The organism is Trichocoleus sp. DQ-U1 (assembly GCF_039961925.1).
Lineage (GTDB): Bacteria > Cyanobacteriota > Cyanobacteriia > Cyanobacteriales > FACHB-T130 > FACHB-T130.
Genome location: NZ_JAMPKB010000003.1, coordinates 14959 through 27697, shown reverse-complemented (window position 1 = coordinate 27697; position 12739 = coordinate 14959). Strand labels below are relative to the sequence as shown.

Here is a 12739-nt window from a genome sequence, read left to right as displayed (position 1 = left end):
ACCAACATTTAGTAGGCACTTTTGAGAAACGAAAGAAAGCAAAAAAAGTTAAGTTAACCGCTTTTAATTATTTAATCTACGGATACAGATTCTAGAAAACTCAGCCAGGTTTAAAGCGCAGCAAGCCAATTAGGGCAACGCCTGTAATGGCAGCGACAACAAGCCATGCCACGGCTAAACCGACTACCTCACTAACGAATAAGCGCGTCGCTTCGCGCAATAGTCCGCCAACAGCCCAACCCATTCCTAGCCCCATCGCCCAGCTGACAGAACTGACCAAGATCCATATCCAAGCTTTTTGCGCCTGCTCAAACAGGACAAGCCCTTGCAGCAGTCCCAGCAAAGCGCCTGCCAGTGCCCCATTTAGGATTCCAAAGATTATCCTGGCTTCAAATAGTAAGGTTTTGGGTGCCACCCAGCCGATGGCTCCGATACCACTGCCGCCAATGAAGCCCCAACTCAGTACGCTAGTGAGTACCCACCAACCCGCGATCGCATTTGGCATCCCTTTGCCCACCTCAACTCGTTGTCTGAGAACTAACGCTTGTGCCAAACCAACCGCAACCCCGCCGATTGCACCCTCTACAACGCCAATATCGGGTCTTTCACCCACCTCAATCCACAACAAACTGACTAAAAATCCTACGAGGGTGACAGATACCCACTGGAACCAAAAAATGTAGTAATTGGTAATCGGCGATTGGTCATTGGTCATTGCTAATTGCGGATGGCTAATTGCTAATTGTTCATCACCGATTACCGGATGGCAAAACCTGGGGTCGTGTAGCGCTGGCAGGAAAAAGTGCCCGGAATGCCTCTCGGCGTCGCTTTGGTGGCTCTGGAGACATATAACCCCACAAGCTTTCCCAGTAGAAGAAGGATACCCCACTAAAACCGCGATCGCGCACCGCCTGAACTTGCTGCTGAATCTGCTTCATGTCAACCGGACGACTCACTAAGCCTGATAAGATCCCGACACCCACTGGAATCTGACGACGCGCCATCTGCACAGAGGGTTGCGACAATTCAGCCAAAAAACTTTTTAGGTCATCTCGATACACTTGCAGTACCAACTCCTCCACCAAACCCCGTTGTACCCAAGTCTGCCAATCTTGAAGATAGAATCTGTAGGCAAAAGAGTAGGGGTTAGGAGACAAAGACACCAAGCAGCCAGGTTTGACAGACTTAATAGACTGAAAGAGGCGCTGCATAAAATCAGTTATCTTGTTTGCTCTCCAGCTCATCCACTCAGCATCTTTGGGGTTGGTGGGAGGGTTTTTACCCTGGTGTTCTTGCCGATAAAGCTCGACTGTAAAAGGGTCGTAGCCAAACTCAACTGGCAAGCCAAAGTGATCGTCCATCTGAATGCCAGCTACATCATACTCAGTGACGACTTCAACCATCAGATTTAGGATAAACTGCTGTACTTCTGGATGCAGGGGGTTGAGCCACACAACTTTCCTGGCAAACTGGTTGCGGATAAATTGTTCTACTTTTCGAGAAGCAGGCTGAACATTTGGCTTAGTCGGGTCGCGCAAGCCCTGTTCCAGAATCTCCGGCAAGATATTCTTGGTGCCGTCTTGACGAAGCGAGATCCAGTCTGGGTGGCGCTTCGCCAGTTCTGAATTCGCAGGAGCCATAAAGCCGTACTCAAACCAAGGAATCACTCGAATTTGCTGTCGATTTCCCTGCTTGATTATCTCAGCGAGGACATCTCGCCCCAGCCCCAGAAGCTCTAACCCTTGGTCTTGAGGGCGACCCGTCTTCCGTCTTGCCACAGTGCTGGGGTAAAAAGTGTGTCCCCGATTCCAGACTACAGGGTAGACGGTATTGAAATGTAGTTGAGATAACTGGTGCATCGCCCGGTTGACTCCCCAGGGCATAAATAGCACGGAACTCGCAACATTGGTCAACCAAACGCCCCGCAATTCAGTGGAAGCTACAGAAGGCGGGGAGTTGGTTCTAAATTGGGGAGAATAAATGGAGAACGCGATCGCTAGCCCCAAACAGAGCAAAGAAATGAACCAGGTATGAATCCCCTTCCTTTGTCGGCGGCGCGACCTCCTTAAACCATTGGGCTTTGAACTTGCATAATTTCTAACCACGAAAAATACCTGCTAGATTGCTTCGGTCAATCCAACATCCAAAATGGCATAAGTTGAGTCCACCTCAGCTGGAATTTTTGTTCAAAAATTTGAAATTGAACCGCAACGCTGCCATTTGCTGAGTAAATCCGAATTTAAAATGCCTGATTGGGAACTCTAATATCCAATCACCTAGCATTGAGCCAGTCATGGCATGATTAATCTAATTGTCGCGAACTTGACTGTTCTCGAAACATCGTTATAGTTTTTCAAGCGGCTCGTAAAAAATCGATCTAGTATGAAGCATTTTCTCCGACTAACAGCATTGGTTTTGGCACTCGTGCTTATCTGTTTTTCCCCTTCAGCACTCGCCGCTAGCTCTTCTTCCATTTCCCGTTCAGCTAGTCAAGGGGAACTTACGGGTAAGGATTTCTCCGGTCAAAACTTACAAGCAATTGAGTTTTCCAATGCCAACCTGGAAAATATTAACTTTAGCAATGCCGACTTACGGGGTGTGGTGTTTAATGGTTCAGTGTTGAGCAAGGCGAATCTACATGGAGCAGACTTTACCAATGGAATCGCCTATTTAGCTGACTTCACGAATGCAGATTTAACTGATGCAGTGTTTGAAGACGCGATGATGTTGCGATCGCGCTTTAACGATGCGGACATCACAGGTGCCGACTTTTCTAATGCGATTTTAGATGGTGTCCAAGTAAAAAAACTGTGTGCCAGAGCAACAGGTGTTAATTCAAAGACGAAAGTGGTAACTCGCGAATCTTTAGGCTGTCGGTAAAAACCTGTTTATCTGGATATTCGGGGCTGTCGGTTTTCATACACAAAGTTGCTGACATATCAAAAACCCGTTTTCTCGAAGAAAACGGGTTTTTTAAGCTAAAAAATTAGGTTAGCAGACTATCAGCCACTCAGCAGGGCTTCTACAAATTCGTAGCTAGAAAAGGGACGTAAATCTTCTATACCTTCCCCTGCACCGATGAAGCGGATGGGCAAGCCAAGCTGTTGCACTACCGCTAGAGCCACGCCTCCCTTTGCAGTTCCATCTAGTTTTGTCAAGACGACGCCGCTGAGTTTTGCGGCTTCTGAGAAGACTTGTGCTTGACGCAAGCCATTTTGACCGAGGGTGGCATCAAGCACCAGGAGGGCTTCTACTTGGGCGTCGGGAGCTTTTTTATCGACAATGCGGCGGATTTTGCTCAGCTCGTCCATCAGATTTTTCTTATTCTGGAGACGCCCTGCGGTGTCGATGAGGAGTAATTCTGTACCCCGTGCTTGGGCTGCTGCGATCGCGTCAAACACAACAGCAGCCGGATCGGTATTCTGCCCTGGGTTGGCAATCACCTCAACGCCACTGCGTTGTCCCCAAATCTTTACCTGTTCTACCGCAGCAGCCCGGAAGGTATCGGCAGCGCCAATTAAGCACTTATAGCCGGATTTTTGAGCTAAATGGGAAATTTTGCCAATCGTGGTTGTTTTACCTGCACCATTCACCCCAGTCATCAGCCAGATATTCAGGGTGTCTTTTGTCGGAACAAAGGTGGGGCTGTAGGATTCCTGAATGGGTTGGTCGAGTAAGTCGCGCAGGATTTGCTTGAGGTAGGCGATCGCTTGTTCTGGCGGTAACACCTCATCTCGCAGCCTCTTTTGGAGCGTATTGATGATAGAGTCTGTCGCCTCAACGCCAGCATCTGCCTGCAACAGCAGCGCCTCAATCTCCATCACCGCGTCTTGATTCAACGGCCCTTGACCGACAATTGCCTTCAGTCGGTTGATCAAGCTGCGACGAGTTTTATCCAAGCCTTGCCGCAGCCGCTTCAGCCAAGTAATTTCTTCAATTGAAACATCCTCCACCCGACGCCCTTGAGCTGCCAGCACTTGCGCTGACCACATGAAGCCCTCATCGAAGGTAAGCCCGGGTATCGATCCAGTCTCTACGGTTGCCGCGGCTGGCTGCACGGGTGCCCTGACAGGTTCTGGTTCTTGCGTCTCTATCGCTGTTGCCTTGAGGCGTTCTAGCCGCGCCTGTCGGTCTTCCCGTGCCCAGAAAGGCACCGGGGTAGTGGCAGTCTCATCTGTCTGGGATTCAGTCGCTGCTGGCTCTGGTGATGCCTCTGAGGGTACAGCTTCTAAATCGACGCCGGTTTCGGCGATCGCTGTCTTGACCTCTGGTTCCTCTGCCTCTAATTCTGGGGGGGCGGCTTCTAAATTGACGCCGATTTGGGCGATCGCTGTCTCGACTTCTGGCTCCCCAGACTCATCTGTCGTCGGTGCTTCTGCCTCAACTACGGGTTCAAGCGTTTGAGTCGGTTCTGCTTCTGTTTGTTGGACTGTTTCTACCGGGGATGCTTCTGCCAGTGTCGGAGTTTCAGAAGTTTCCGCTGCCTCAGCTTCAACCGTCGTTGTCGCGGGTGCTTCAACTGATTGAGCCGTTTCAGCCTCCACGCTGACTTCTGCCGTTTCTACTTCTGCCGTTTCTGCAACAGTCTCTAATTTGCTGGGTTTCGCTGCCGAAGTGGCGGGTGACTCAGCCACCGCTGGAGCCGTTTCTCCCTGGGATTGTTGCTGTTTTTGCTGAATATTTTTGTAGGCTGCCTTAGCGTAGCTGAGCAGGTCTTCAGCAACCTGCTGTGACTGAGCCTCTGTTGTTGATTCTGACGTTTGGGTTTCGGCTTCCGGTTGTAGAGACGCAATATCTGGCGTCTCTACATCGGTTTTTTCCCGTTCAACTTGGGAATCACTTGTTTTATCGCTAAACTGACGACGGAACCAATTAAAAACCATTGCACCTACAAAACTCAGCAGCAATTAAGGAGCTATTACTGCTACTAACTATAGAGAACTTTTCTAGGTCGTGGGCGATTGAGCCTTAAGCTGGTCAGTGACTCGGCGCAGGACGCCTTGAATAAACCGATGCCCTTCTTCATCACTGTACCGTTTAGCTAACTCTATCGCTTCATTGACGGCAACTCTGTCTGGCACGCCAATATACATAATTTCTACCACTGCCACCCGCAAGATATCCCGGTCAATCCGAGGCAGGCGGTTTAACTGCCAATTCACCATTGCTTCGTCGAGCTGTTGATCGATTTCTTTCCGCTTGGCGTTTACTTTGGTAATAATTTCTAAGGCGTAGGCGCGAACCTCCTGCTGGTTTGACAGTTGAATAAATTCTGGCAGTTCTAGAGCAGTTCCCACGCGGTTGATAGCTGCCTGAGTTAGCTCAATGGCTTCGTTTATCATCACCTTTGCACTCTGAACATCCGAGGCGCGGGTTTCGCTACTAAGCAAGCGCTCGCTGGAGCGTTGAACTTCTGCTGCGGCAACCTCTAAAGTCTCTTGAACTTCAGAGCTGAGGGCGCGAATGGCAGCAGTGACTAAGCTGGACATTTGCTGGGTCGCCAGTCCTTCTACAGTCCCACTGAGCTGGCTAAGGCTGAGGAGAGCTAATTCACGGGCAATTCGGCGGGGTTGGCGGTTTTGCATGACAAATTCTAATGGGTAATCGGGAATGAGTAATCGGTAATCGGTCGTTGGTCAAAAGCTCATTTGTCATTGGTCATTAGCCAGTAGCAACAAACCAAGGACTAAGGACTAAGAACTACTAACAATTACCGATTGCCCATTACTCATTCCCTCGTGATTTTTTAATCTTCCTCTGTGGGTAAAACCTGCCATCTCCCTTCAGAAACTAAGGGTTCTAGTTGGCGATCGCTACCAGTCGGAACCGGCACTAAGGGTAAGGGATTGGGACTGACAATTCCTCCCGAAACCACGACCTTGAAGGCATCTTCAATCGACATGGAGAGATTCAGCACTTCTTCTTCCGGGACAACCGCATACCAGCCAGTGGTTGGGTTGGGCGTGGTTGGAATGAAAACGCTGAGCATGGGACGAGTCATCTGACATTGAATTTCGCTGCTCATCACACCTGTAACAAAAGCGATCGCCCAGACTCCTCGACGAGGATACTCTACCAAAACAACGCGGCGAAACTTGCCGTTTGTATCCCTTAGAATCGTTTCTAGTAATTGTTTGAGCGTTTTATAAACCGATCCGGCTAATGGAATCGCTTGCAACAGTCGCTCCCCAAAATCTAGAAGCCACCGTCCGGCAATATTGCGTGCCATTAAGCCAATCAGCATAATACACAGCAATGGAACTGCCAGTCCCACCAGCAGATTTAGGACATTCACCAGGATGGGATGCAGGCCATCGAAGGGATTTACCTGCTTTGGAATGCGGGTCAAAAAGTTGATCACCCAGCTGGCAATTGTAATTGTCAGCCAGATTGTGGTAGCCAAAGGAATGACAACCAGGAGACCTGCAATCAGGTCATTCTTTAAGTCCTGCTTGAAGCGTTGGATCACAGATTGCCCAATCTCCTTACAACTGGCGGTGCTTTCTTTATATCGGGATACCAATCTCACTCGGTGAGTGTTGGCTGAAAAAGTTCGTCAATCAACCCCAGAAGACACGCCTGCAAAATTGGAACCGGGCATTCTCTAAAAGATTGCTGCTCCTTCATGCATGACTTACCTGCCGCAACAGCGTAGGTTTGATTCTGGAATTGTTTCTTTTCTATCTTTATTTGTAAGACTTGTGAAGAATTGTTGCAACTCCCCAGGGATCTAGTATCACACTTTACACTTTAGCATTTACAAGTCCGTTACCTTTATCGAGGAGAGGAACTGACTGTCGTCGCATCCACATTCGTATCGTCTGGAGGAATTGGCTGACTTGGGTCATCCAGCGGGGACTGGGGAAGATGCTTAAGCTCCCAGACCTTGAGTAAGATGAGATATTCATAGAATGCCTGCAAAGTACACCAGGCAAATCCTCCTCGCCCGTCCAGAAAGCCACCCAGAAAGAAATACATATATACGAAGCGCACGAGCGGACGGAAGGGCAGCCTTAAAGACAAATCTTTGAGGGCGCGGCGTTTTTCTACTTCCGAACGACCCAAGAATAATTCTCGCCAGTTGACACTTCCTTTGTCTAACTGACGCAGGGTTTCAACGGCTTCGTCTGTAGAATAGCGGTTGTGCTTGTCGATCCAGCGACTCAATCCCTTACTACAGGTGTAGTGGGGATAGGTTTCTTTCAAGAAGCTGGTAGCTCCTTCGCAAACTTCCCGTTCGGTATGACCGTAGTCGCTAAACCAGACTTTGCCCGGTTTTAACAGACGCATCTGGTAGCGGGGATATTGGGTGCTGCGGCGAATCCAACTGCCCATGAACATGACGCGCTCTGCTGCATAGTAGCCGACATATTCAGTCGTTTTAATTGCTTCCAGGCATTCCTGAAACAGCTCTTTTGTCATCCGCTCATCAGCTTCGAGGATATAAATCCATTCGTGTTTGGCGGGGACTTCTTGAAGCATCCAGGTTCTCTGTCGTCCGTGACTTTCAAACCGATGCTTCACCACCCGCACATCGTAGTGACTGGCGATTTCGAGGGTGCGATCGCTACTGTACGAATCCACCACAATCACATCATCCGATAACATTGCCGACTCAATACAAGCGGCAATATCAATTTCTTCGTTATAGGTCAGGATGTAAATTGAAAACATGCGATGCCGTTCGTGAGAGGAAATAACCAATCCCTGCTTTAGGATGCACTTCAGAAAGGGAAATCCCAATCGCGTTGGGTTCCTTGGGGCGTTGTGACTTCAAAGAGTAGAAGTCTGTTCGGGGATGCTTTCTTCGCCGGATGAAGGATGAGAAATTGCAGCCTTCATCCTAGCCTACTCAACAGGCAGCAGCTTCGTCACCACTTCGCTGAGGGAAAAACCTACAGCTTTTTGGCTACTGACCCCTAGCTACTTACCGTTCGCGAGTCCTTACCGCGCCTGAGCTTTCCGTCGGCTTCCTCCCGAACCTGTCAACCCCAGTGCCGCAATGCTAAGGTAGCCAATCGCTAAGAGTAAACTGCTCAGACCATTCCGGATACTCGTCTTCAATAACTCGCCTTGAGCTTGTTTTTGGGCTTCTAGTTTGCCGCCTCGAACTTGGGTTTTAGCTGCATCGACTTGTGCGTTCAAAGCTTTTGGGTCTTGCTTTAACTTTTGTAGTTGATCTTTGAGTGCTTGCAATCTCGCCTGTTGCTCCCCTTGAACTTGACCGCTCTTGAGCGCCTGATCTAGTTCCGCAAGCTTCTTACTATCTTCAAGCAGGGCGGTAACTTGGGCTGACTGGCTGGCGATTTGAGTTTCAACTTGAGTCGCTCTTTGGTTAATTCGGGCGACCGCTTCCTGGTTCAGCAGACGCAGGCTATTGATGTTCAGTAAGGGCACTGGCAGCAGGAAGCTCAAACCTAAAATAACAGAGAGTATCAACGCTCCGATTCTTACTAGATCTTCCCAACCTTTTCGAGCTACTCCAGAGTTATTGTCAATCCAATATCCAGCGAACAGCAGCGCCAGACCTACCATTGGAATCACACCTCTGTCAATTAGCTGCCCTGTAACGCCCTGTTGCCACTGTAGGAAGTTCAGCCGCCACTGGGGATCGTCCACACCGCTAGGTCTATTTGGCGGAATTAGAAAAACCGCATAGTCAACCAGTGAGGACACAATTAGGATCACTCCGACCAACTTGAGGATTTTGGAGGCAACGGAGGAAGGTTGACGGCTATTAGCTGCTTTCATGGTTTTCGTCGTGAGTTATGAATTTTTTACTTCAAACTTAACTGAATAACATACTGAGTGACCTATCTGCCCACCGGATAATTACGCATTTATCAAGGTTTAGAAGACTCAGTAAAGGAAGGGAAGTTTTCTTAGATTCACCCGTTGGCTTCAGGGAAGTTAACCCAGAGGACTTCTACTCAGTTGTCGGTACGCGGTAACTATCTTCAGTTTAAAGCTGCTGATTTTCCAGAGACTTTCTTAGCAAGTTCCACATCTTACATCAACTGGGTCTACCACTGTTAAATAATCACAATTTGCAACTAAAAGTATAAAACTTTGTAAGCATCGCAATCTTTATGTTCATCGTCCAAAAAATTCGCGTCCAGAGCGTGAGGAACTGTTAAAAATCAGTTGTTTTGCTTTTGCTCTAATAAATCTTAGCCGTTTTTTTAAAAGATGGCTATCGAAGAATGCAAGGCTAAAAAAAATAATAATATTTCAGGAAAGCGAGTTAACAGAAAAATAAAATTTATAAGAAAAATACATTGACATCGTCAATGTAAAAATTGCTCCCGCTACTCCTTTAAGTTCGGAGAGAGAAAAGTTCAGACATCACTTGCTTTGCTGCAAATTGCCTTCATTAACTCAATCCGATAAACCAGAATCGGTGCATCCAATCCTTTAAGACTCATCGCGTTACCCAGCCGGGGGCAATCCTTGACAGCACTGGCAGCGTCTGCGTCCATGAGTACAGTTTCGGTACAAGCAATGTCGTTGCCTTGGCTTGTCGCCTGCACCCGTGCTGCTGTATTCACCGTCGTGCCGAAGTAGTCAAGCCGCTCGTTTAGGGTGACACTAATACAAGGGCCGACATCAATGCCAATTTTGAGGATGAGCCGATCTTCTGCGGTTAGTTGCAACTGTTGATTCAAAGCTTCCATCTGCTGATGCATGGCGATCGCGCTTCTCGTCGCATCAGCAGGCGCAGTGAATGCTGCCATCACCGCATCCCCAATCGTCTTGACAACCACACCATTGTGGGAATCTACTACCTGAAACAGCAGATCGAAGTGTCGGCGTACCAGATGATAAGCCCGCGAATCTCCTCGCCTTGCGTAGAGTGCCGTCGAACCAGCCAGATCCGAAAATAAAATTGCTACCCGCCGAATCGTTAAACTCTCATTAGGCGGAATCGTCTCGCGGGGAAAAAAGTCGCGGAAAGTTTGCAGCGTCAGCATCTGGTGTCCGGAAACTACCCCATATTGAGCATCGACTTTAGCGCGGAAATTCGGATCGTCTGCTTCCCTTCCCAAGCGGCGCAATCGTTCATCAATACTAAACGTAATCCGCACCTGCTCATCAGCATCAGTGGCGTGGACAGTGTGACACCTTGGGCAGGTATGGTTTGTCCGCAGATCGTACAGACTTTTCGGATTGAAGTCGATGCCCCGACACATGGGACATTGAATGTCCCAGTTGAGAGATAGGATGCCTTCTTTCAACGCGGTGACTAACACTCGCAGCGCCTCCCGTTCGCTTAAGTGCAATCGTTCGGCAATTCGACGGGGGTTAGCATGGTAGAGTTCTCGGCTGTCGCTTTCCTGCAAAAATGCCGTCAGATGCTGCCGTACTGCTGGTTTAACCCCATAAGCTTCCAATGTAGCGGCAGCTTTGGCGATCGCGCTTTGGCGTCTAGGAAAAAAGTTAAGCACTGCCCGGTTTATCCTCTATATCGCTAGGTTGATTGAGAATTTTGGTAGCGTGCAACCCTGAGTGTAATCCCAATACAATGATGATTAGCGATTCAGTTTTAGCAAGATGAATGGGTGCCAAGAGTTATCTTAGTACCAGCTTAGAACATTACTAGGAAGACCCCTTTGTCTTTGTTTAGAAAAAAACACCAATCACAATTGGTTCTCTCAATACAAAAAACTAAGCTGTGCAAATTCCCCGGCTGCATCCAGACACGATTGAGGAAGTAAAGCAACGGGCTGACATCGTAGATGTCATCTCGGAATACGTCCTATTGCGGAAGCAGGGCAAAGATTTTGTGGGTTTGTGCCCTTTTCATGAGGAAAAAAGCCCTAGTTTTAGTGTCAGTTCCAGCAAGCAGATGTATTACTGCTTTGGCTGTCAAGCTGGGGGAAATGTAATTACCTTCCTGAAGGAACATTCTAAGCGTTCTCTGGGCGAAGTCGTGCTGGATTTGGCGCGGCGCTATCAAGTTCCGGTGCAGATGCTGGAACCAGAACAGCGACAGGAATTGCAGCGCCAAATTACGCTGCGAGAGCAGCTGCATGAGATTTTGGCAGTGACTGCAAGCTTTTATCAGCACGCCCTCCGGCAAGCTCAAGGAGAGGTGGCTTTAGAGTATTTACGCTCGAAGCGGCAACTCTCGGAAGAAACCATCCAACAATTTCATCTAGGCTATGCACCAGCGGGTTGGGAAACCCTCTATCGCTACTTGGTGGAACAGAAACACCACCCGGTGCAGTTGGTAGAACAAGCGGGGTTGATTGTTCCTCGGAAGACGGGCAGCGGTTATGTAGATCGATTCCGCGATCGCTTGATGATTCCGATCCACGACAGTCAAGGGCGCGTCATTGCCTTTGGCGGTAGAACCTTGGGGGATGAGCAACCCAAGTATCTCAACTCCCCCGAAACTGAGTTATTTCATAAAGGCAAAACTTTATTTGCTTTGGATAAAGCTCGTGACGCGATTGGCAAGCAGGATCAAGCCGTCGTGGTAGAGGGATATTTTGATGCGATCGCGCTCCATGCAGCAGGGATTTCCAACGTCGTCGCTTCTCTGGGCACTGCTCTCAGCTTAGAACAAGTGCGGCTGCTGCTGCGATACACCGAATCCAAGCAGATTATCTTCAACTTCGACGCCGACGCCGCGGGGACAAAAGCAACTCAACGAGCGATTGGAGAAATTGCCAATCTCGCTTACCAAGGACAAGTTAATCTCCGAATTCTCAACCTTCCAGATGGGAAAGATGCTGATGAATTTATCCGCAAAGGCGGCACTCAAACCTATCGGGAACTACTGCTCAACGCCCCGCTGTGGCTTGATTGGCAGATTCAGCAAATCTTAATCGGCAAAAACCTCAAACAAGCAGATCAATTTCAGCAAGTTACGGGAGAATTGGTGAAGTTACTCAACAACCTCACCAACGACGATCAGATTACTTATTATATCAATCACTGTGCGGAAATCCTTAGTCAGGGGGATTCTCGGCGGGTAGGGTTGCTATCAGATAATCTTCTCAATAAAGTTGTTCGTCACTGGGAAGAACTCCTCAATCAAGATAGTTCTCTACAAGTGCCGCTGCTAATTAACAATCTTCTCAAGCAAACTAAGCCCCATCAAAATAAACGTTTCCAGTCGCGCCGTACCGGTAGCAATAATAAACGCCAACAGCCAGTTGTACCGGGTTCTTCGGAACGCAGTCTTTTAGAACGAGCCGAAGCTTTACTGCTGCGCTTTTATCTCCATTGCCCCGAATATCGGCAGGCGGTTATTGATGTCCTAGAAGAACGAGATTTATTCTTTAGCCTTCCCCACTACCGATTTTTATGGCTAAAAATATTAGATATACAAAGAAATTCTGAGGCGTCTACAGTAGAAGCGTCAGAACTGATCTCTTCCCTTCAAAACTTGTTAATTGAGTTTCCTGACGATTTAGCTCAGGTTTCTCCGCTGTTCCATCTCGACGAAAATACACAGCAAGATATTCTCACTCCTGAATTGATTAAATCAGCTGCTGCTTGTATGGAACGAGTGATGTGTGAAAACATCGCCCGCCGCTTTTTGGAACTCTGGAAAAACCCCGATACTTCGATTGCTCCTGAAAAGCGGGAATATTATTGCCAGGAATTTTATAAGGCTAAACAGCGGATCAAAGAGTTAGATGGGCAACTGCAATTTTCGTATTTTTATCGTTAATTAAGCTTGCGAAGCGAGGACGGCAACAGACGGCGTAGCTAGGATTGTCAGATTAAC

Annotated in this window: 10 protein-coding genes; 2 read left to right on the top strand and 8 right to left on the bottom strand. The window is 48.3% G+C overall.

Features of this window, described 5'->3' with window-relative positions:
- Window positions 1–100: 100 nt before the first annotated feature.
- Together NDI34_RS01900 and NDI34_RS01895 are read right to left on the bottom strand one after the other, a co-directional pair.
- A complete protein-coding gene (locus NDI34_RS01900; RefSeq protein WP_190676968.1) occupies window positions 101–715 on the bottom strand; it encodes a hypothetical protein in 615 nt (204 codons plus the stop codon).
- A gap of 34 nt (window positions 716–749) precedes the next feature.
- Window positions 750–2105 carry a glycoside hydrolase family 10 protein gene (locus NDI34_RS01895; protein WP_348231688.1) on the bottom strand — a complete coding sequence of 452 codons (1356 nt, stop codon included), beginning with the start codon at window positions 2103–2105 and terminating at the stop codon, window positions 750–752.
- A gap of 277 nt (window positions 2106–2382) precedes the next feature.
- On the opposite strand from NDI34_RS01895, the gene NDI34_RS01890 reads away from it, so the two are divergent.
- The gene (locus NDI34_RS01890) at window positions 2383–2880 is read left to right on the top strand and encodes a pentapeptide repeat-containing protein (RefSeq protein WP_190536536.1); all 498 of its coding nucleotides are present in this window, start codon (window positions 2383–2385) and stop codon (window positions 2878–2880) included.
- A 122-nt stretch (window positions 2881–3002) separates the two neighbouring features.
- On the opposite strand, the gene ftsY is transcribed toward NDI34_RS01890, so the two are convergent.
- From ftsY to NDI34_RS01860, 6 genes are all read right to left on the bottom strand, one after another.
- Complete coding sequence (gene ftsY / locus NDI34_RS01885) at window positions 3003–4883, bottom strand: signal recognition particle-docking protein FtsY (RefSeq protein ID WP_348231687.1); 1881 nt, start codon at window positions 4881–4883, stop codon at window positions 3003–3005.
- Between the two features lie 63 nt (window positions 4884–4946).
- Complete coding sequence (gene nusB / locus NDI34_RS01880) at window positions 4947–5585, bottom strand: transcription antitermination factor NusB (RefSeq protein WP_190536538.1); 639 nt, start codon at window positions 5583–5585, stop codon at window positions 4947–4949.
- Between the two features lie 161 nt (window positions 5586–5746).
- Window positions 5747–6469: a DUF502 domain-containing protein gene (locus tag NDI34_RS01875; RefSeq protein ID WP_190414695.1), complete on the bottom strand. Its 723-nt coding sequence runs from the start codon at window positions 6467–6469 to the stop codon at window positions 5747–5749.
- A 305-nt stretch (window positions 6470–6774) separates the two neighbouring features.
- Complete coding sequence (locus NDI34_RS01870) at window positions 6775–7674, bottom strand: glycosyltransferase family 2 protein (protein ID WP_190536539.1); 900 nt, start codon at window positions 7672–7674, stop codon at window positions 6775–6777.
- Window positions 7675–7944: 270 nt separating this feature from the next.
- Window positions 7945–8751: an HpsJ family protein gene (locus NDI34_RS01865; protein ID WP_206754045.1), complete on the bottom strand. Its 807-nt coding sequence runs from the start codon at window positions 8749–8751 to the stop codon at window positions 7945–7947.
- Between the two features lie 587 nt (window positions 8752–9338).
- Window positions 9339–10445: an adenylate/guanylate cyclase domain-containing protein gene (locus NDI34_RS01860; RefSeq protein WP_190536540.1), complete on the bottom strand. Its 1107-nt coding sequence runs from the start codon at window positions 10443–10445 to the stop codon at window positions 9339–9341.
- Between the two features lie 227 nt (window positions 10446–10672).
- Between NDI34_RS01860 and dnaG the strand changes: the two genes are divergently transcribed.
- Window positions 10673–12682 (top strand): DNA primase, encoded by a 2010-nt coding sequence (dnaG, locus tag NDI34_RS01855; protein WP_348231686.1) that lies wholly within the window; start codon window positions 10673–10675, stop codon window positions 12680–12682.
- Window positions 12683–12739: the final 57 nt, after the last annotated feature.